14 protein-coding genes are annotated in these 20,671 nt (G+C 69.6%); 6 read left to right on the top strand and 8 right to left on the bottom strand.

Translation table 11 applies throughout. The features are described from left to right. Positions 1-131 precede the first annotated feature (131 nt). A complete protein-coding gene (locus ACFOD4_RS20400) occupies positions 132-1,568 on the bottom strand; it encodes an amidase (protein WP_379599462.1) in 1,437 nt (478 codons plus the stop codon). 190 nt (positions 1,569-1,758) lie between these two features. Between ACFOD4_RS20400 and ACFOD4_RS20405 the strand changes: the two genes are divergently transcribed. After that, entirely contained in the window at positions 1,759-3,342 is a 1,584-nt protein-coding gene (locus tag ACFOD4_RS20405; protein ID WP_379599463.1) for an ABC transporter substrate-binding protein, read from the top strand. A gap of 6 nt (positions 3,343-3,348) precedes the next feature. Here the strand turns inward: ACFOD4_RS20405 and ACFOD4_RS20410 are convergent, their stop codons facing one another. Together ACFOD4_RS20410 and ACFOD4_RS20415 are read right to left on the bottom strand one after the other, a co-directional pair. Further along, complete coding sequence (locus ACFOD4_RS20410) at positions 3,349-4,587, bottom strand: aminotransferase class III-fold pyridoxal phosphate-dependent enzyme (RefSeq protein ID WP_379599464.1); 1,239 nt, start codon at positions 4,585-4,587, stop codon at positions 3,349-3,351. 31 nt (positions 4,588-4,618) lie between these two features. Next, positions 4,619-5,335, bottom strand: coding sequence for a GntR family transcriptional regulator (locus ACFOD4_RS20415; RefSeq protein WP_379599465.1), 717 nt, complete (start codon positions 5,333-5,335; stop codon positions 4,619-4,621). An 84-nt stretch (positions 5,336-5,419) separates the two neighbouring features. On the opposite strand from ACFOD4_RS20415, the gene ACFOD4_RS20420 reads away from it, so the two are divergent. The 4 genes from ACFOD4_RS20420 (at position 5,420) to ACFOD4_RS20435 (ending at position 11,273) form a co-directional block, all read left to right on the top strand. Further along, complete coding sequence (locus tag ACFOD4_RS20420; RefSeq protein ID WP_379599466.1) at positions 5,420-7,726, top strand: penicillin acylase family protein; 2,307 nt, start codon at positions 5,420-5,422, stop codon at positions 7,724-7,726. After that, positions 7,723-9,531, top strand: coding sequence for an NAD(P)/FAD-dependent oxidoreductase (locus ACFOD4_RS20425; protein WP_379599467.1), 1,809 nt, complete (start codon positions 7,723-7,725; stop codon positions 9,529-9,531). Before ACFOD4_RS20420 ends, ACFOD4_RS20425 begins: the two co-directional genes overlap by 4 nt. Positions 9,532-9,717: 186 nt before the next feature. Next, positions 9,718-10,071, top strand: coding sequence for an RT0821/Lpp0805 family surface protein (locus tag ACFOD4_RS20430; RefSeq protein ID WP_379599468.1), 354 nt, complete (start codon positions 9,718-9,720; stop codon positions 10,069-10,071). 239 nt (positions 10,072-10,310) lie between these two features. Next, the gene (locus tag ACFOD4_RS20435; RefSeq protein WP_379599470.1) at positions 10,311-11,273 is read left to right on the top strand and encodes an alpha/beta hydrolase; all 963 of its coding nucleotides are present in this window, start codon (positions 10,311-10,313) and stop codon (positions 11,271-11,273) included. A gap of 64 nt (positions 11,274-11,337) precedes the next feature. On the opposite strand, the gene ACFOD4_RS20440 is transcribed toward ACFOD4_RS20435, so the two are convergent. The 4 genes from ACFOD4_RS20440 to ACFOD4_RS20455 all read right to left on the bottom strand — a co-directional run bounded on the left by ACFOD4_RS20440 (position 11,338) and on the right by ACFOD4_RS20455 (position 17,759). Next, positions 11,338-13,584: a TonB-dependent receptor gene (locus ACFOD4_RS20440; protein WP_379599471.1), complete on the bottom strand. Its 2,247-nt coding sequence runs from the start codon at positions 13,582-13,584 to the stop codon at positions 11,338-11,340. A gap of 308 nt (positions 13,585-13,892) precedes the next feature. Next, positions 13,893-14,867 carry a Bug family tripartite tricarboxylate transporter substrate binding protein gene (locus ACFOD4_RS20445; protein WP_379599472.1) on the bottom strand — a complete coding sequence of 325 codons (975 nt, stop codon included), beginning with the start codon at positions 14,865-14,867 and terminating at the stop codon, positions 13,893-13,895. 28 nt (positions 14,868-14,895) lie between these two features. Then, entirely contained in the window at positions 14,896-16,557 is a 1,662-nt protein-coding gene (locus ACFOD4_RS20450) for a thiamine pyrophosphate-binding protein (RefSeq protein ID WP_379599473.1), read from the bottom strand. 224 nt (positions 16,558-16,781) lie between these two features. Then, complete coding sequence (locus tag ACFOD4_RS20455; protein ID WP_379599475.1) at positions 16,782-17,759, bottom strand: Bug family tripartite tricarboxylate transporter substrate binding protein; 978 nt, start codon at positions 17,757-17,759, stop codon at positions 16,782-16,784. 309 nt (positions 17,760-18,068) lie between these two features. Between ACFOD4_RS20455 and ACFOD4_RS20460 the strand changes: the two genes are divergently transcribed. After that, on the top strand, positions 18,069-19,091 hold the full coding sequence (locus ACFOD4_RS20460) for an SDR family oxidoreductase (protein WP_379599476.1): 1,023 nt from the start codon (positions 18,069-18,071) through the stop codon (positions 19,089-19,091). Positions 19,092-19,129: 38 nt separating this feature from the next. Here ACFOD4_RS20460 and ACFOD4_RS20465 read toward each other — a convergent pair whose 3' ends face one another. Further along, a complete protein-coding gene (locus ACFOD4_RS20465) occupies positions 19,130-20,614 on the bottom strand; it encodes a DUF2231 domain-containing protein (protein ID WP_379599477.1) in 1,485 nt (494 codons plus the stop codon). Positions 20,615-20,671 lie beyond the last annotated feature (57 nt).

The raw sequence follows: 20,671 nt of genomic DNA on the forward strand, positions 1-20,671 counted from the left end.
TTGGGCTGGATGGGGAGCGGAGCGGTCCGAGACCACATCCAGGCACCCCACGTCAACCGCCGCGGCAAAGCACGGGAACGGCATTCCGGCTGAGCGGTTCCGCCCCCTCCGGCCAAGGGCGGGCCGGAGCGTCAGGTGCACTGGGCAGCGGGGGGACGGTGCGCGCCCCAGGGCCGGTCTTCTTCCAGCAGGGCGCCGATCCGCAGCACGTCCCGGTCGGCGCCCCATGGCCCGATGATCTGCACTCCGGTCGGCAGCCCGTCGCCGGCGAAGCCCGAGGGCACCGTCAGCGCCGGATGGCCCGTGAGGTTGAAGGGGTAGACATAGGCGCTCCAGCCCTGGCGGGTGATGCCGCTCTTCTCGCCCTCCACCTCGACCTCGTCATGGGCCGCGTCAAAATCCACCGGAAGGGCTGTGCGCGTCAGGCTGGGCGACAGCAGCACATCGAACCGCTCCATCAGGCCCTGCACGGCGCGAAACAGCGCGGTGCGCGCGAATTGCGCCTCGCGGAACTGCGTCAGGCTGAACCCGGCGCCACGCTCCATGAAGGCAAGCAGCGACGGATCCATGGCGCCGCGCCACTGCGGCAGGTGCCGGGCCATGGCGACGGCATAATTGGCTTGGTAGACGATGCGGCCGGGGAACTCGCCCCAGTCGATCGCCGGCGCTTCCTCCACGGACGCGCCGCGCGCGGCCAGCGCGGCGGCCGAGGCGCGCGCATTCGCCTCCATCGCGCGCTCGACCCGCGGATTGCCGGCGCGGGCGATGAAGCCGACCCGCAACCCTGACAGTTCGCCCCGCGCCAGAGCGGCGGAAGGCGGCCGGGCGGCGGCGCCCAGGCTCCAGGGGTCCTGCGGGCTCGGCCCGGCCATGACGTCCAGCATCGCCGCCGCGTCCCCGACACTCCGCGCCATGGGCCCGGCATAGGTGTAGTTGCCAAAGGCATCGGCCGCGTTGTCCCACGGCACCAGCCCCAGCGTGGGCTTGAAGCCGACCACGCCGCAGCAGGCGGCGGGAATGCGGATGGAGCCCGCCCCATCGGTGCCAAGCGCGATGGGCCCGAGGCCAGATGCCACGGCCGAAGCCGCGCCGCCGCTCGACCCTCCGGTTGTGCGGGACGCATCCCATGGGTTGGGCGTGGCGCCAAAGGAAGGGCCGTCGGTCAGTGCCTTGTGGCCAAATTCCGGCAGCCGTGTCTTGCCGAAGATGATGGCGCCGGCCTCGCGCAGCCGGGTGACCAGCGTGTCATCCCGGTTCGCCGTGTGATCCGCGAAGATCGCCGATCCTTGTGTGGTGGGGAAGCCCTCTACGTCCAGCTGATCCTTGATGCTGACGGGGATGCCATGCAGCGGACCAAGCGGCTCCCCCCGCACCACCGCGGCCTCCGCCGCCAGGGCGGCCTGCCGGGCCTCGTCCGGCATCAGGGTGACAAAGGCATTGAGGCGCGGCTGCGCGGCCTCGGCCGCCGCCAGCACGGCCGCCACATACTCGACCGGCGACAGCGCCTTGCGGCGGATAAGCTCCGCCGCGTCCCGGGCGGCCAGGAAAAGCAGGTCGGGCTGCGTCATGCGGCGTGTCTCCCGGGCCGGTGCTGCCCTGTTGATCCCCCTTGCCGAGCGCGGGGTAACGATATTTGATATATCAAACCTCTCGGTGTCCAGGGAGCCGCTCGATGTTCTTCGCCTCCAGGACCATTCCGACCGCACCCCGCGGTGGCCGCGCCCCGGCCAGGCCGCCCCTTGCCCGAAGGAGATCTCCATGCTGACGCACCCATCCGGGCGGCGTGCCGTTCTTCGCGCCGGCGCCGCCGCTGCCGGCTTTGCCGCGGCTGGCCTTCCCCTGCTGCCCCGCGCCGCACAGGCTGCGGGCACGCTGAACCTCGTCCTCGAATCCGAGGTGGTCATCCTCGACCCGCACGCGACCACGGCGGCCATCACCCGCACCTTCGGGTACTTCGTCTGGGACACGCTGTTCGCCATGGCCGAGAATGGCGCCATCCGGCCGCAGATGGTGCGTGAGCATTCCGTTTCGGCCGATGGGCTGCAATGGCGCTTTACCTTGCGGGACGGCCTGCGCTTTCATGACGGTGCGCCGGTCACGGCGGCAGATTGCGTTGCCTCGCTCCGGCGCTGGATGCCCCGGGACCCGCTGGGGCGGATGCTGCAGGCTTCGCTGGCGTCGCTGGAGGCCGGCGATCCGACCGGCTTCACGCTGACCCTGAAGCAGCCCTTTCCGCTGCTGCTCGACGTGCTGGGCAAGCCCAATGCGCCGGTGCCTTTCATGATGCCCGCGCGCATCGTGGAGGCTGCCGGCAGCGCGCGCATCACCGAGATCATCGGCTCTGGACCGTTCAAGTTCCGGCCTGATCTGTGGCGTGCCGGGGCCAGCATGACGCTGGACCGCAATCCGGACTATGTGCCGCGCGACGAGGCGCCGGACTTCCTCGCCGGCGGCAAGCGCGTGAAGATCGACCGTGCCGTGCTGCGGGTCATCAGCGACGACGCCACCTCGGCCAACGCGCTGACGGCGGGCGAAGTCGATTACGTGCAATATCTCGGCTTCGATCACCTGGCCTCGCTGGAGAAGGCGCGCGGCGTCGAGCTGATGGGGCTGACCGGCATCCACATGTTCCAGGGCAATTTCCGGCTGAACCACGCGAGCGGACCCTTTGCCGACCCCGCCATCCGGCAGGTGATGTGGCATCTTGTCGATCAGGCGGCGATCCTGCAGGCGATCGGCATCCCCGCCCGCTTTGCACGAGCGGATTGCCCGTCCTTCTGGATGTGTGACGCGCCGCTGGAAAGCCGGGCGGGCAGCGAGCCGGCGCGATACGATGTTGCCGCCGCGCGGGAGATGCTGAAGCGCACCGCCTATAAGGGCGAGCCGATCGTGTTCCTGGAAGTGTCCGGCTCGATCTCGCAGACCGCGGCCAATGTTCTGGCACAAAGCATGAAGGAAGCGGGCTTCAACGTCGACGAGCAGGTCATGGACTGGGGCACGGTGCTGGCCCGGCGCGGCAACAAGGAAGGCTGGAGCCTGTTTCCGGTGTATTCCAACGGCGTCGACATGGTGTCGCCGCTGAACCACTTCTACATTGCCAGCACCTGCGCCGACTATCCCGGTTGGAGCTGCGACAACCGCATCCCGCCCCTGCTGCAGCAATTCGCCGCGACCGGCACGCCGGAGGAGCGCCGGCGCGTCGCGGACGACATCCAGCGCATCGCCTACGAGCTGGTGCCGAGCCTGATGTGGGGCCAGTTCTCACGCCCCGCCGGATACCGCGACCGGATGAAGGGGCTGATCCGGTCCAGCTTTCCGATCTTCTGGGAAGTTTCCGTCTAGGCCGCCTCAGGCCATCTTCGCCACGGCGGCGAAGCCTGCCTCCGCCGCCGCCAGCGCCGCGTCGATGTCCGCAGCCTCATGCGCGCAGCACAGGAACATGTTGTGGCGCGGGTGGAAGTATGCGCCGTGGCGGAGCGCCTCGGCGCAGAACGCCTCGCCCAGCCGGGCTTCGGCGTCGCCCGCGAATTGCAGCAGCGGCATGGCGGGCGGTCCGCTCTGGAGAATGGCCAGCCCTTGCCGCGCTGCGAGCCGGTCGAATCCTGCACGCAGCCTTTCGCCCATGGCCTTCATCTTCGCCGGCCCGTCGATGCGGCGCAGCTCCCGCAGCGTTGCCAGCGCGGCGGCCATCGGCACCGCCGTGCACCAGAAGGAACCGGTGGAGAAAACCTGCGTGGCCGGATGGCGGAACCGCTCCACGCCGGTGATGGCGGCGAGTGCGTGGCCATTGCCGATGGCCTTGCTGTAGGCGGCGAGGTCCGGCCGGACGCCCAGCGGTTCCCAGGATCCGCCGAGATCGAGCCGGAACCCGGCGCGCACATCGTCCAGGATCAGCGCCGCGCCGGTTGCGTCGCAGGCATCGCGCAGCGCCTGGGCAAAGGCTGGGTCGGGCATCTCCAGCGTGGTGCCGTAATCGTGCCGGAAGGCGCTGACGATGACCGCGGCCAGGTCGTCGCCGGCCTGGTGCAGCGCGGTGTCGAGACTGGCCGGATCATTGAACCCGTAGGGGATGAGATGTGCCCGGTCCTCCGCCGTGACGCCAGCCACCGAGGGCGAGCACCAGGGCACCGCGCCGTGATAGGCGCCGCGCGCCACCAGAACCTTGCGCCGTCCGGTGCCGGCACGCGCGATGGTGACGCAGCCTGTTGTTGCGTCGGTGCCGTTCTTCGCCAGCTGGCACCAGGCGGCGTGCGGGATCATCTGCACCAGCAGCTCGGCCAGTTCCACCAGCACCGGGCCGGGGCCGTTCAGGCAGTCGCCCAGCGCCGCCTGCCGCGCCGCCGCTTCCTCCACCACCGGGTGCCGGTGGCCGAGCACGATCGGTCCCCAGGAACACATGAAGTCGACGAATTCCCGCCCGTCGACATCCCACAGGCGGCAGCCTTCGCCGCGGGCAAAGAATTGCGGGTAGCCCTGCGGCAGGCGCGCCGCGTTGAGGTGGCCCCAAAGGCCGCCCGGGATCACCTGCCGCGCCCTTTCGCGCAGGGCGCTGTCGGTGCCGCGGTTGGACAGGCTGGCAAGGGTCATCCGGCATTCTCCTGTTGCGGCGGCCCGCTGCTCAGCGGGCGGGGCGGGGCGGGCTTGCTTCCAGCGCGTGCAGGTGGCGCACCAGCCCTGCACCGCCCTCGGTCATGTCGGCAGCCAGTGCGGCGCGGGTGGCGACGGGGTCGCGTTCCCGCAGCCCGTCCAGCACGTCGAGGTGACGGTGCCGGCCCGGATAGGTAGGTGCCGCATGCGGGTAGAGATGTGCCAGCACCGGGCCATTGCGCAGCCAGATACCCTCGATGATGGCCAGCAGCTCAGGCATGCCGGCGGCCAGGTGGATGCCGTGGTGGAAGGCCCAGTTGGCTCGGTTGGCGGCAACGGCGTCGCCGATGCGCTCGGCGGCGACCAGCCGGTCATGCGCGCGGGCCAGCTCGCCGATTGCGGCGGGGCGGATGCGCAGCGCCGCCGCCTCGGCCGCCAACCCTTCCAGTTCCAGCCGGATGGTGCGCAGCTCCAGGTACTGGTCGAGTGTCAGCCCGGCCACCGTGATGGCCTTGCCGGCTTCCATGCGCAGGCCACGCTCGCGCACCAGCTGCATCACGGCTTCCCGCACAGGGGTTTCAGAAACGCCCATGGCGGCCGCGAGGTCGCGGATCTTCAGCCTCTCGCCCGGCGCCATGCGGCCTTCCAGCAGCGCCGTGCGCAGCTCGGCATAAACCCGCCCGGCCAGGTTGTCGCGGCCGACCGGTGTCAGCTGGCGGGTGGCAGGCATCTGGAGGGTGTCACGCAAGGCTCAGGCTCCCAAAGGCCACAATGGCTGGCCAAGTTGGATATTTGATATATCATCCGACGGCCGCTTGCCACTGGAGCCTCCATGCCCGTTTCGCCCGATGCCCCGGCGTTCAGCGCATCCCTGCCAGACCTCAAAGGCGAGCTCCGCCTGCCCGGCCTCAGTGCGGCAGCCACCGTGCTGCGCGACGACTGGGGCATCCCCCATATCCGCGCCGGAAGCGAGGCGGATGCCTTTTTCGCGCTGGGGGTGGTGCACGCGCAGGACCGCCTGTTCCAGATGGAGCTGAACCGCCGGCGGGCCCTGGGCCGCGCCGCGGAATGGCTCGGACCCGCCGCCGCGGAGAGCGACGCCCTGGCCCGTCGGCTCGGCGTCGAGGCCGCCAGCCGACGTGACCACGAGGCCGCCTCGGCCGAGGCGAAGGCCATGCTTGCCGCCTATGTGGCCGGGGTGAATGCCTGGCTCGCCTCCGGCCCCCCCTTGCCGGTGGAGTACCGCCTGCTGGAGGCCGAGCCGGAGCCCTGGGAAGCTTGGCACCCCATCGCGGTGATGCGGCGGCTGGGGCTGCTGATGGGCTCGGTGTGGTTCAAGCTGTGGCGCGCTGCCGCCTTGCCGGTGGTCGGCGCCGAACAGGCCGCCAAGCTGCGATACGATGATGGCGGTCGCGACCTGCTCTGCATCCCGCCCGGAGTCGACGCGGAGCGCTGGGCCGCGGATCTGCGCGCGCTGGCACCGGCGATTGCGGCGCTGGTGGAGGCGTCAGGTGCTGATGCCACGGGGGGCGGCAGCAACAACTGGGCCGTGGCGCCGGGCCGCAGCACGACGGGCCGGCCGGTGCTGGCAGGCGACCCGCACCGCGTGTTCGAGATCCCCAACATGTATGCCCAGCACCACCTGGCCTGCGATGCGTTCGACGTGATTGGCCTGACGGTGCCGGGTGTGCCGGGCTTTCCGCATTTCGCGCAGAATGGCCGCGTCGCCTATTGCGTCACCCACGCCTTCATGGACATCCACGACCTGTTCCTGGAGCGCTTCGACGCTGCGGGTGACAATACGCTGACGGCCGGGGGCTGGGTGCCCGTGCAACGCCGAACCGAAAGTGTGCTGGTGCGCGGCGCCACGCCGCGCGAGGTCGAGATCGTGGAAACGGTGCATGGGCCGGTGATCGCCGGCGATCCCGCGCGCGGCACCGCCCTCGCCCTGCGCTCGGTGCAGTTCGCCGAGACCGACCATTCCTTTGACTGCCTTCCCCGCATGCTGCGCGCCGATGGTGTCGAGGCGCTGTTCGAGGCGACACAGGGCTGGGGCGTGATCGACCACAACCTTGTCGCTGCCGACACGAAAGGGCGCATCGGCCACCTGGTGAGGGCAAGGATGCCGCGCCGCCCGCGGGAGAATGGCTGGATGCCCGTGCCCGGCTGGACGGGAGCGCATGAATGGCAAGGCTGGATCGCGCATGAAGCGATGCCCCGTGTCATAGACCCGCCGGGCGGCATGATCGTCACCGCCAACAACCGGGTGGTCAAGGATGGCGCAGGTGATTACCTCTGCACCGATTGTCATCCGCCGCACCGCGCCCGTCGCATTACGGAGCTGCTGCAGGCCGCGCCGCATGCGCCGGAAGCGGCGGCGGCTCTACATGGCGACACCTTCTCCCCCATCGCGCTGCTGGTGCGGGAGCGGCTGGCGGCCCTGCCGGAACCGGCCGGTGCCGCGGAGGCGGCGCTGAGGCAAAGGCTGCTGGACTGGGACGGGCACATGGTGGCGGAAAGCGCCGCGCCCACCGCCTATGTCGCGCTGCGCCGCGCGCTGACCGGCATTCTGGCGGAACGCAGCGGGCTGGCGGCGCTGTCCGGGCATGAATGGCTGTCGCCAGCGCCCGGCGTCGCGCCGCAGAACCAGCTCTGGTGGACGCTGCCGACACTGCTGCGGGCGGATGACACGACTCTGCTCGGCGGCTGGAGCTGGAACCAGGCGCTGGGTGCCGCGCTGCGCGCCGCGGCGGCGGAGGCGCTGGATACACCTTGGGGCGAAGCGCACCGGCCGCGCTTCGCGCATCCGCTTTCCGCGCTGTTCCCCGAGGCAGCGGCGGTGCTCGACCCCCCAGCATTGCCGGTGGGTGGCGATGGCGACACCGTGCTGGCCAATGGGCTGCTCGGCGCCGGAGGATCGGCGGCAGCCTATGGCCCCCTGGCGCGCTACGCCTTCGACGTAGGCAACTGGGAGCAGAGCCGCTGGGCGGTGTTCCACGGTGCCTCGGGCCATCCCGGCAGCCCACATTACAACAACCAGAACCGTGCCTGGAGTGCCTGCGAGATGGTGCCGATGCGCTATGATTGGGACGGGATCGAGGCCCATGCCACCACCCGGCAGAAGCTGAGCCCGGCATGACCGACGCGATCGACCACACCGCCGAGGCACGCGCCGCCGAATGGCTTGCCGCGCTGGAATCCGCGCTGCAGGAGGGCGACATCGCGCGGGCCACCGCGCTGTTCGGCCCGCAATGCTTCTGGCGAGACCTGCTGTCCTTCACCTGGTCCATCGTCACGGCGGAAGGGCACGATGCCATCGCGGCACTGCTCGCGGACGGGTTGCAGGCGGCGGTGCCGGCGGGCTTCCGGCTGGAACCCGGCTCGGCGCGGGCCGAGGGCTCGGCGGTCGAAGCCTGGTTCCGCTTCGAAACGCAGCTTGCCACCCATCGAGGCCACCTTCGGCTGCGAGACGGCAAGGGCTGGACGCTGTTCACCGCCATGCTCGACCTCAAGGGGCACGAGGAACGGGAAGGCGACACGCGCGAGGCCGGCGTGGAGCATGGCGCCGTTCGCGGCCGCGCTTCCTGGCTGGAAGAGGAGCAGGCGCGCGAGGCGACGCTTGGCACCACCGAGCAGCCCTATTGCCTGATCATCGGGGGTGGCCAGGGCGGCATGACGCTGGCCGCGCGGCTGAAGCGCCTGGGCGTGCCTGCGCTGGTGATCGACCGCAATCCACGCCCAGGCGACGCGTGGCGGATGCGCTACCGCAGCCTCTGCCTGCACGACCCGGTGCATGCCACGCACCTGCCCTACATCCCCTTTCCCGCGCACTGGCCGATGTTCACGCCCAAGGACAAGATGGGCGACTGGATCGAGGCCTATGCCAAGGTGATGGAGCTGGACATCTGGAACTCCACCACCGCGCAGGCGGCGGAGTACGATGCGGGTGCCGGAGAGTGGCGCGTGGCGTTGGAGCGGAACGGGTCGCCGGTCACGCTGCGGCCGAAGCATCTGGTGATCGCGACCGGCATGTCGGGTGCGCCGAGCATCCCTGGCTACCCCGGTGCCGAGGATTTCGGCGGCACGCAATGCCATTCCAGCGCCTATCGAAGCGGGAAAGCGTTTGCCGGCAAGGATTGCGTGGTGATCGGCTCCAACAACTCGGCGCATGACATCTGCGCCGAGCTTTGGGAATGCGGCGCCCGGGTGACGATGCTGCAGCGTTCCTCCACCCTGGTGGTGCGTTCCGACAGCCAGATCCGCAACTTTCCCGGCAAGCTCTATTCCGAAGCGGCCCAGCGTGCCGGCATCACCACCGAGCAGGCCGACTTCATCGCGGCGTCCCGCCCCTACGCCACCCTGCCGGCGCTGCACAAGCCGGTCTATGACCGCATCCGCGCCGAGGATGCCGGGTTCTACGCGCGGCTGGAGAAAGCCGGCTTCATGCTGGATTTTGGCGAGGATGAGACCGGCCTTTCATTGAAGTATCTGCGGCGCGGCTCGGGCTACTACATTGATGTCGGCGCGTCCGATCTTGTGGCCAGCGGCGCGATCGGACTGCGCAGCGGCGTCGCGGTGCGGCGTATTCTGACGGATGGCGTCGAGCTCGACGATGGCAGCGCGCTGCCGGCCGATCTGATCGTCTACGCCACGGGCTATGAGCCGATGGAAAGCTGGATCGCGCAGCTGGTCTCGCCCGCCGTGGCGCAGAAGGTGGGACCGGTCTGGGGCCTGGGCTCCAACACGCGTCGCGACCCGGGACCCTGGGCCGGGGAGCTGCGCAACATGTGGAAGCCGACGCGGCAGGAGGCACTTTGGCTGCAGGGCGGCAACCTGCAGCAGGCGCGCTTCTATTCCCGCTACCTGGCCTTGCAGATCAAGGCTCGCATGGAGGGCCTGCCGACGCCGGTGCATGATCCGAAGGTGTTCGCCCCGGTCGCCTGAGCGCCCGCGGGCGGAGTCTGCCCGGGCCGGACTGCCGAGCAGTGCCCGCCAATAGCTTCGAGATTTTCTTGCGGTATCGTACCATTCTTGCGGACGCGGGCTGTGGACCTGATAGGGTCTGGCCACAGGCGGGTGTCTCTGGTGCCCGCCGGCCAGCACCGATGAACAGCCCTGGGAGATCACGGCATGTTCCACCCCTTGTCCATTCTTTTGGCGGCCGGGCTGACATTGCCCTCGCTGCCTGCGCAGTGGCGCGCGGCGGGACCGGCCACGGTCCGGCTTTCTCCCGGCGATTTGCGGGCGGTCGGCGAGGCAGCCAACAGCCTGCTGGCGCAGGAGCCCCCGGCGCTGGGCCAATCCGCCCGCTGGAGCAACGCCGAAACCGGGCGGAACGGCGCCATCACCCTGCTGGACGCATCGGTGTGGCGCAACATGCCCTGCCGTCGCATGCGCTTCGAGGTGACGGCTGCCGCCGACCTGCACCACTATGAGCTACGCCTCTGCCGCATCGCCAACGGGCAATGGAAGATCGCGGAGTGAGCGAGGCCTCGGCGCAGGGGATCCGTGCAGAACCGGTCTGTGCAGCAGCCAGGATCGCCGCGATCCCGGGCTGACGTCCTGCGGTGTCCATCGGGGGTCGCGGCAGAGGCCGACACAAGATCACGTATCCCCCGTCAGCAGTTCGCCGGAGGGGGCGTGGCACGGGCGAGCTGCCGCGGCGAACAGACGGCCGCCGCAAAAGCTGCTATTGCGAAAGGCTCGCAACAACGGATCGATTCATGCCAATCCGACCTTTCCTGACCTTGCCGCTGGCGGAAAGCTCTTCCGCAACGCTCCTGCGCCGCCGCCACCTCGCTCCGCTGCTGGCGGGGCTCTCTGCTTTCCCCGCCCTGGCGCGATCGGCCGAGCCTGCCCCGCTGCAGGTGCCTGGCACAACCCAGCACGATCTTGTCGCGCGTGGCAGGCAGCGCTTCCGGGTGTTTCTGCACATCCCTGCCGGGGAGCCGCCGCCGGGTGGATGGCCCATGATCACCGTGCTCGACGCCAACGCCGTGATGGGCATGGTGGTGGACGTTGTTCGGCTTCTCGCCTTTATCCCGCGGGAAGCGGGAGTGCGGTCGGCAGCGGTGGTGGCGGGGATCGGCTACGCCACGGAAGGGCCGTATGACCTTGTGCGACGGTCCTTCGACCTGACGCCGCCCCCCGGCCGCGACATTCCGGCGGAGGATGGCCGGCCGGCCGCGAGAACAGGCGGCGCGGATGAACTGCTCGACTTCATCGAAACGGAGGTGAAGCCGCTGGCCGCGCGCTCGGCGCCGATCGACCCGGAGCGCCACGCTCTGCTGGGGCATTCCTTTGGCGGATTGTGCGCGCTGCACGCCCTGTTCACGCGCGGGGCCGCCTTTCGTGACTATGTTGCGGGCAGCCCTGCCATCTGGTGGGAAGACAATGCCGTGCTGGCCTCGGCAGAGCGCTTCATCGCGCGAGCCGACCGCCCCGCGCCACGCCGCCTGCTGATCACGGTGGGCGAGTATGAGCAGAGTCTGGCGCCGTGGCACGACCCGGCCTGGCAGCCGCGCATGCAGATGATGCGGATGGTGGAGCAGGCACGGGCGCTCGCCGACCGGCTGCGCCCTCTTTCCGGGCTGGAGCTCCGGTTCGACAGTCTCCCGGGAGAGGGGCACATGTCCGCCTTTCCCGTGGCGGTGCAGCGCGGCGTCCGGTTCATCCTGGCGGCCTGAGCCGCCGGGACGATGCGCGGGGCGTCGGCCGCCAGGCACCCCGCTCCGCGGACGCGGCAGGCCGTCAGAAGTCGAAGGAGGCGGACACCAGAACCGTGCGCGGCGAGCCCACGGTGACGAAGTTGCCGGTGGTCAGCCAGTAATCCTCGCCGAAGGCGTTCTCCAGGCTGGCGCGCAGCGTGACCGGCTTGTTGGCGATCTCCGTTCTGTAGCGGGCGCCGAAATCTACCCGAGTCCAGCCATCGAAGCTCACCGTGTTGGCGTTGTTCAGGTAGGCGCCCGAGGTGTAGATCAGGCGGCCATTCAGGGCGAGGCCGGGCATGCCCGGCACATCCCAGTCCAGCGCGCCGGAAAAGGTCCGGTCCGGCACGCCGGCGGCATCCTTGCCGCGCTCGGCGGGGTTGGCGGGGCTGGTCAGCTCGGGCTTCAGGAAGGTGGCGCTCACCAGCGCGCGCAGGCCGGGCAGCGGCTCGCCAAAGGCGGAAAGCTCAAGGCCGCGGTTCCGCTGCTCGCCGTCATAGGCCAGGTCGTCGTCGGCGGTGCGGATGGCGCTCGGCCGGGTGATCTCGAACACCGAGGCGGCGGTGGTGACGCGGCCCCAATCCACCCGCACGCCGGCCTCGTACTGTTCCGACTTATAGGGGGCGAGAACATCGCCAAAGTTCCGGTACCCAGCGCCCACGATCTGCCCGCGTGTCAGCCCCTGAGCATAGTTGGCGTACAGGGAGACGTTCTGCCAGGGTTTCACCACCAGTCCGAAGAGCGGTGTGGTGGCATCGGCATCGTAGCGGCTGGAACGCGCACCGGTCGCCGTGTTGTAGCCGTTGACGGATACGTTCTGGAACCGCACGCCGCCGGTAAACAGCAGCCGGTCATTGAGGAAGGACAATGTGTCGGCCACTGCGAAGCTGGAAAACTCCGTAAGCGACGCGCGGCGTGGATCATTGCGCGGCGCGGTGACGGCCGGCAGCGGCGATGGATTGTAGATGTTGGAGCGGATGGAGGTGGAGGAAGCAACATAAGCGTTGCCCGCCTCCTGCTGCAGGCCGGAATAGCCGATGTTCAGGGTGTGGCCGATACCCAACGTGTTGAACCGCAGATTGGCGCCGACTGTGCCGCTCAGGGTTTCGCTGTAGGAATCGTAATAGGCGTTGGTGAGCGGGAAGTTGCCGAACTGGTCGGCGCCACCCGGGCGGGAATCCGGAAAGGTCTGCTCGTTCCAGCCATCGCGGTAGCCGAGCGCGGCATAGGCCGTCACCCACTCCGCCACGTCGTACTCCACGCGGGTGGCGAGGGTGCTGTCCTGTTGGCGAAGCTGGGTGCCGGGATACCAGTTGCCGCGCGAACCGGGCGGCGACGGGATGTAGGGGATGGCAGCATTGAGAGTAAGCTGGGGGCGGAAATTCTTGGTGTCGTCGCGCTGGTAGATGGCGTCGACGGACCAGCGCAGCCGGTCGCCGCGATAATCCAGCCCAAGCGCGGCGAGGCCGCTGCGCAGGTTGCCATTCTCGATCGAGGCCTCTCCGTCGCGGTACAAGCCGTTGAAGCGGACGCCCCACTCGTTGTTGACGCCGTAGCGCCGGGCCAGGTCGGCGTGGATGCCGAAATTGCCGTCGCTCATGAACATGGGCGTCAGGCGCGTCAGGGGCTGCTCGCCGGCGCGCTTGGTGACGATGTTGATGGCGCCGCCGATGCTTCCGCTGGGTGCGATGCCGTTGATGAAGGCACCAGGCCCGCGGAGCAGGTCGATCCGCTCGATATACTGCGCCTGGGCCCGGTTGGAGGAGATCAGCCCGTACAGCCCGTTCAGGCCGACATCCTCGGAACGGACAGGGTAGCCGCGGATCGAGAAGGTGTCGTCGAAGCCGTTGCTGCCGGTGGTGAGGCGGACGGAGGAGTCGTTAATCAGCGTGTCGGCGGCGGTGCGACCCTGCTGATCCTCGATCAGCTCTGAGGTGTAGCCGGTGGTGCTGAAGGGCGAGTCCATCACATCCCGCGCGCCCAGCAGGCCCAGCGATCCGCCCCGCGCCACCTGCCCGCCCGCATAGGCCGGTGGAAGGCCGGCCGGCGTCGGTGAGGCGCTGACATCCACCCTCGGCAAGGTCAGGGTCCCCGGTTGTGCTTCACCGGGATCAGCTGCCGGCTGGGCGTGGGCAGCCGCGGTGAAGGACAGGCCCAGCACCATCACGGCTCCGGCCGCGTGCCGGGCCAGCGCGGCGCAGGATGGGCGCGTGGAGAAGGTTGGATCGGGGGTGAAGCTGCCGGGAAAAACGGCCGGCGATGTGCCGGTCTGGCAGAAGGTTCGAGACATTCAGGCAGCCTCACTGACGATCAAGCGATCACGAATTGCGAATGCCTCGCATTACCATCGATCATGAACAACAGGCAAGGTCGCGGAACCGCATCTTTCACGGTCGGATCAGCAGCTTACGGTCTTCCCCGCCCACGCGGATAATCGGTTGAATGTTCCCGCCGCGCGGGAGATCCAGACACTTGCGCGTGGCCCTTGTGGCGGCGCGATCCCGCGGGCGGGAGCGGGTCGGTCAAGGGAGACAGGCTGGCGTGCCGCAACCATTCCGACGGCGAATGCCAGCAGCAGGCGCCAGGCGCGCTCCGCCCCTAATCCGCCCGGATGCCTGCATCCCGCGCGATCTGCTGCCAGCGGCTGCTTTCCGCGGCAATCCAGGCGGGCAGCGTTTCCGCCGGAATGGCGAGTGGCTCCACAAAGGCTCCTTGGAGGCGCGCCGTGGTTTGCGCCGTGCGGGTTCGCATCAGCGCTTGCCGCAAAGTGGCAACAATGGCGTCGGGCGTGCGGGCCGGCACGAAGAAGCCGAACCAGATGCCCAGCTCATAGCCCGGAAGCCCGGCCTCCTGCAGCGTCGGAACATCCGGCAGCGCCGAGGCGCGCCGCGCGGTGGTGACGCCCAGCGGCCGCAGCGCACCGGCGCGCGCATGGGCGGTGGAGGTCGCGGTGGTGTCGAAGCCGAAATCGACTTCGCCTGCCAGCATGGCAGCCACCAGGGGCGAGGAGCCGCGATAGGGCACATGGGTGGCCTGAATGCCCAGCATCTTCAGAAACACCACGGCGGACAGGTGCGACGAGCTGCCATTGCCGACGGAGCCGTAAACGAGCGGGCGCCGTTCCGCCTCGGCGGCGAGCTCGGCCACATTGCGGGCCTGGCTGCGGCGGGGCACGGCGGACACCACGTTGGCGACCTCGCCGATGCTGCCGAGGCAGACGAAGTCCCGTGCGGCATCCACGCCGGAGTTGCTGTACAGCACGGGGTTGACGCCGAACATGGCGGTGGTGCCGAACAGAATGGTGTGGCCGTCGGGATCGGCCTGGGCGGCGGCCAGGGTGCCGATGTTGCCGCCAGCACCGGCGCGGTTCTCCACCACAAGCGACTGGCCCAGCGCGGCACCGAAAGGCTCGGCGACGATGCGCCCGACAATGTCGTTCACGCCTCCCGGCGGGTAGGTGACGATCAGCCGCAGGGGGCGGTCCGGTTTCCAGCCAGCCGCCCGCTGCGCCCGCAGCAGCCCCGGAGCCATGAGGCCTCCCGAAGCCAGCATCGCCGTTCGCCGCGTGATCATCCTCGCCTTCCTTCCTGCTGTGCCCCGGTCAGGGCGCGGAGACCTTGGGCCCGTAAGGAAAATAGGGCGGATGGTCGCCGATCGCCGTCATGTCCACCTCGACCAGCGCGGGGCCGCGCACCGCCAGTGCATCGGCCATGGCGCACCTGAACGCCCCGGCCTCGCTGACCCGCCAGAAGGGAATGCCGGCCAGCGCCGCGACGCCCGCGAGGTCGGGCGCGGCCAGCCGGTCGAAGCGCCGACGGCCATCCGCCACGGCATCCTGGATGTGGCGGATGACGCCGTAGCCGCGATCGTTCATCACGAGGATCACCAGCTCCGCCTGTTCCTGCACCGCCGTCCACAATTCGCTCATGTTCAGGAAGAAGCCGCCATCGCCGGTCATCACCGCGGTTTTGGCGCGGTCGACGGCCAGCGCTGCGCCGATTCCGAGGCACAGGCCCTGCCCGATGCCGGCGCCGACCGGGTAGATGTTGGCGGTGGTGCGGTCGAGCGGGAAGAGTTTGTTGCCCCAGGTGCTGTTGTTGATCGTGATGTCGCGTGCCCACACCGCATCGCGCGGCAGGACGTCGCGCAACTGCTCGGCGAAGCCGGCATAGGGGCCGAGGGATGCGCGGAACGCCTCGCGCGTCTGCTGCTTCAGGGCGCGAAACGCCCCGCCGAAAGCGGGATCGGCCGCATAACGGCCATGCAGCCGCGCCGCCATCCGCGCCAGCGTCAGCGCCGCGTCGCCACGCAGGAACAGGGTGTTGGGGTAGGTGCGGCCATCGGCCAGCGGGTCAATGTCGATCTGCACCAGATTGCGCGGCAGCGGCACGGAGAAATCGCCCGTTTCATGCCCGCGCAGGCGGGAGCCGGCGACGATCATCAGGTCCACATCGCCGTAGAAGGACTCGACTCCCGCCAGCCCCTGGCCGTTCAGCGCCCCAAGGTTCATCGGGTGGTCTTCCGGCACCACGCCCCGACCGGCCCAGCTTGTCACCATGCCGAAACCCATGCCCAGCAGGTCGTTGGCCGCCTTGCCGGCCCGCGCCGCGCCGCGCCCGAGCCACAGCATGGGCCGGCGGGCCTGCAGCACGCGCTCGACCAGCTGGTTCAGTGCCGCCTCCTGGGGTTCGAGCAGCGGCGCGAGCGGCAACACGAATGCGTCGAGCGTCGCCGGACGGGACAGCGTCGCGCGCTGGATGTCGATCGGCACCTCGACGCTGACCGGCCCGGTGGGGGGTGTCAGCGCTTCGGTGGCTGCGCGGGTCAGCACGCCCAGGGCTTCGCCGGCGGATCGGATGCGGAAGGCGGCCTTGCCGGCGGCGCGCAGCATGCCGAGTTGGTCCGGAACGTCATGCACCGTGCCCATGCCGCGATCCACGAAGCGCGTCGAAGTCTGGCCGGTGATGTGGAGAAGCGGCGTGCCGGCGAAGCGTGCCTCCACCAGCCCCGGCACGGCGTTGGCGGCACCCGGTCCGGTGCTGGTGAACACGCAGCCCAGCCCGCCCGAGGCGCGCGCATGGCCATCCGCCATGTGCGCCGCCCCGGCCTCGCCGCGCGTGGTGACGAAGCGGACGGCGTTGCGGCGCGCGATCGCGTCCAGCATGGGGATGTTGTGCACCGAGACGATGCCGAAGGCCGTTTCGACGCCGCAGGCATTGACGAACTCGGCGACAAGATCGCTGACGGTGTAGCTGTTCGGCATCAGGCGGGGTTGTCCTGCCGTTGCCCGGTGCCGATCAGGGTCGCGGCCAACGTGGCCGGATGCGGGGTGGGACAGCAGCAAGGCATCGGGGCCGTGCCCCCCGGCCAGCACGGCGGAACTTGCGGAGCCGCAGCCATGACGCCCTCCCGATCTTCTTCGGAACAGTGTGCGTGCGGGACCCGCCGCCTGACCAGAGGCTTTTCGGTCCAGGCAACGGGCCGTCCCTATTCGACCCGGATGTTTGCGCCGCGGATCACCTCGCGCCAGCTTTCCGTTTCCCGTGCCAGAAAGCCGCGCAGAAACGCCGCGTCGCCGGATTGAAGCGACACCGCCTGTTCCGCCAGCCGGGAACGCAGCGCCGGATCGTCCGTGGCCTTCTGCAGCGCGGCCTCGAGGCGCCGCAGAACCGGCTCCGGCGTGCCGGCCGGCGCGAACAGGGCCTGCCAGTACACGGCCTCGAAGCCCGGCAGGGTTTCGCCGATGGTCGGCACCTCCGGCAGCAGCGCGGCGCGCTCGGCGGAGGTGACGCCCAGCGCACGGCTGGCGCCCTCGCGCACCAGAGGCAGGGCTTCCAGCACCGCCGAGAACATGCCCTGGATGCGCCCGGCCTGCAGATCGAGCAGCGCCGGCGCCCCGCCGCGATAGGGCACGTGCTGCAAGCCAATGCCGGCGACGTGGCCGAACCGGGCGAGCGCCAGGTGATTGACGGCTCCCGTGCCCGAGCTGCCGAAGTTCAGCCGTCCGGGATGGGCCTTGGCATAGGCGATCAGCTCCGCCACGGAGCGCACCGGCAGGTCCCGGTGAACGTGTAGCACGAAGGCGGATTGATACCCCATGCCGATGGGTGCCAATTCCTTCTGCGGGTCGCGCGGTCCGAGATCGGGTTGCAGGGTCGGGTTGATGGCAAGGGTGGTCGCGCCCATCAGCAGGGTGTAGCCATCCGCCCGGGACTGGACGACATGGTTGGAAGCCAGTGCCGTTGCGGCGCCGGCCTTGTTCTCCACCACCAGGGGCTGGCCAAGTTCCCGCTCCAGCCGCTGCGCGATCAGGCGGGTCGCCGTGTCGCTGACGCCGCCGGGCGGGTATCCCATCACGATGGTGATGGCACGGCTGGGAAAGGTTTCCGCCCTGGCAAGGTGGGACCCGCCGGCCAGCAGCAAGGTGCCGGCCGCCAGCATCCGGCGGCGCGATAACGGGATCATGGACGTAAACTCCCTCTAACTCTGCGTCGATGCGCCCTTCTCCGGGGCGCAAAGCCAACGCTGCCATGAAGGGCCGCATACAGCCATGGCCTGTTCGGCCGGAGCCATCCTGAACGCGGCCCCGGCAACCGGCTCCGGCGGTGGAAGTCGGTCCGCCCCGATCATCGGGGGCGTCGGGACGGTGGTGATGGGGGCCTGGCGGCATGCCGGGAAGGCCGCCGGGCACGGTGACGTGCCGGCCACACCGCGCAACTTGTCGCGGCACGGGGGTTTGGAGGGCCAGTCCCTGCTGACCGAGGAGAATGCCCCGTGTCCGGCCCATCCGCTTCGTCCCGTCCCCTTATCGTCATCACCGGTGGCTCTTCCGGCATCGGCCGCTGCACCGCCGTTCTGTTTGCCCGACAGGGCTGGAATGTCGGCCTGATCGCCCGTGGGGAGGCGGGGCTGGAAGCGGCGCTGGCCGAAGTGCGGGAAGCCGGCGCCGGAGGCGCCTACGCGGTGGCTGACGTGGCCAGCCCGGCCGCGCTGGAACAGGCCGCCGCCGAGCTGGAGGAAAAGCTGGGCCCCATCCAGGCCTGGGTGAATGGTGCCGGCGTCAGCGCCTATGCCAGCTTCATGGACCTGACCGAGGAGGAATATGCCCGCATCACCGCCGTGACCTATCTCGGCCAGGTGCATGGCACGCGCGTCGCTCTGAAGCGGATGCTGCCGCGCAACAAGGGCAACATCGTCAACATCGGCTCTGCCGTGGCGATGCGGGCAGTGCCCCTCCAATCGGCATATTGCGCCGCCAAGTATGCCGTGGCGGGCTTCACCGAGGCTGTGCGCGGCGAGCTGATCCATGACAACAGCGCGGTGCAGCTCGGCATTGTCCACCCCCCTTCCACCAACACTCCCTTTTTCAATCACGCCCTGTCCAAGCTGACGGATGGCGTGCCGCGCCCGCCGCCGCCGGTGTATCAGCCGGAGATCGTGGCGGACGCCATCCACCTCGCCGTCACCACCGGACGGCGCGAGGTCAAGGTGGGCGGTCAGACAGTGGCCTTCGCGATCGCCAATGCCCTGACGCCGGGGCTGGTGGACTGGGCGGCCGGGAAGTTCGGCCCTTCCCTTCAGGCCTCGCACAAGGAAGAGGTGCGGGCCCAGCGGGACGAAAACCTCTTCGAGCCCTCGACCCGCGCTTCCGGCACCCACGGTGCCTTCGACAGCGAGGCCCTGAGCTTCAGCCCGCAGATGGCGCTGAACAAGGTGCCGTTTATCGGGGTACTGGCGGCGGGGGTCACCGCGCTGGGAGTGCTGGCGCTGCTGGCCGGGCCGCACCGCCGCTCCTGAGAACGGCGGGGGATGGCGGTGCCCCCCTGCCGCGCCTGCTACAATCCTTCGAGCAGCCTGATCTTCAGGTCGCGGAACAAGCGTTGGGCGCGTGACGTCCGCTGCTCCTCCAGCAATTCTTCCAGCGTCCTGCCCATCTCGCGCAGCCTGGCATCCCCCAGGCGTTGCGCTTCCAGGAACATCGAATTCTCCTCCGAGCTTGCGTGGTGATCCATTGCGGCGTGGAGCGCCCGCAGATGCTCCTCGAATTCCGGCGTTGCCGTGTTCAGCTTCAGGGTCTTGGCCAGCAGGTCCGAGAGCTGGCGGTGCTCGGAATGGGCGATGGGCACATCCTCGCTGACGGGATGGACCGCGGGATAGAAGACGTGATCCTCCACGTATTCGTGGATCTCCAGCTCGGAGGCGAGGGTCCGCATCAGGTCGCGTCGCTGCGGGTCGTCACGCGGCGTGTTCCTGATCGCCTGGAACAGGCGGCGGATCAGCTGGTGATGCTCGAACAGGACCTCGTCGGCCTTGCGGCCGGCACCGGCGGACGAAGCCGGCGGTGCGGGTGCCCTGGCCGGCTTGCCGCCGGCCTTGGCAGCGGTGACGACCTCGTCGCCCGGTTCCTCTTCCCGCCGTATCTCAACCATGCCATCCCGCAGCCGGACCGCGTAGCGCGGCTGCGGGCAGGTGGACGGGCCGCTGGTGGGCCATCCGGTTTCCAGATCGTAGCGCGAGCCGTGCCAAGGACACACCAGCGCGCCGTTCAGGATCCAGCCCTGGTCCAGTGGCCCGCCCATGTGGGAGCAACGCGCGCCCATGGCGTGCACCCGCGCTCCCTGCCGGACCAGAACCACGCCGATCTCCTGCCGTGTGTCCTCGTCGCGAATGTCCACGCGCCGCGGCCGGCCTTCCTGCAGCTCAGCCAGCGGCAGTACGGGCTGGAAGTCGCGTGGCTCCGGGCTGCGGTCGGCATGGTCGACGCCGATCCGGCGGCGATACACCATGTGCCCGCCCAGATACCCACCCACCAGCATGCAGGCCCATCCGGCGGCACTGGCCAGCCGGCCGCGATCGAGGTCGCCGCGGTTGCGCAGCGACACGGAGGCGAGGTGCAGCGCCAGGGCCGTGCCATTGGCCAGCGCATGCACGGTGCCGATGCGGCGGTCCCGGCCATTGGTGTGCTGCCAGTCCGCCAGGCCCGCCGCCGCGGCCGCCACGGCGCCCGCCGCCCCGGCCTTGATGGCAAGCTCCGCGCTGCGCTCCGCGCCCTTCCGGCGAAAGCCCAGCATCGACAGCAGGTCGAGCCCGAAGGCAAAGGTCCAGGCCCCGATCGGCAAGGTGACCAGCATGGGGTGGATGGGATGGCCATACCAGGTGCCGTGGAGGGCGTTGCCCGCCTTCTCGGCGGGAGAGCCGACGATCTGGGCCGGCCGCGCCATGGCGGTTTCCGCGGCATAACCCGGCTTGTCGAGCAACGTGGCCTGCTCGATGCGGCCGAGCCCCCGATTGGCGATCCTGGCGAAGGTCGGTCGTTTCATGCGTGATTCCCATGGGTAAGGCCGGAGCTACGCCGCCGACACCCTGTCTCAACGCCT

The sequence above is a fragment of the Teichococcus globiformis genome (assembly GCF_042646265.1).
Lineage (GTDB): Bacteria > Pseudomonadota > Alphaproteobacteria > Acetobacterales > Acetobacteraceae > Pseudoroseomonas > Pseudoroseomonas globiformis.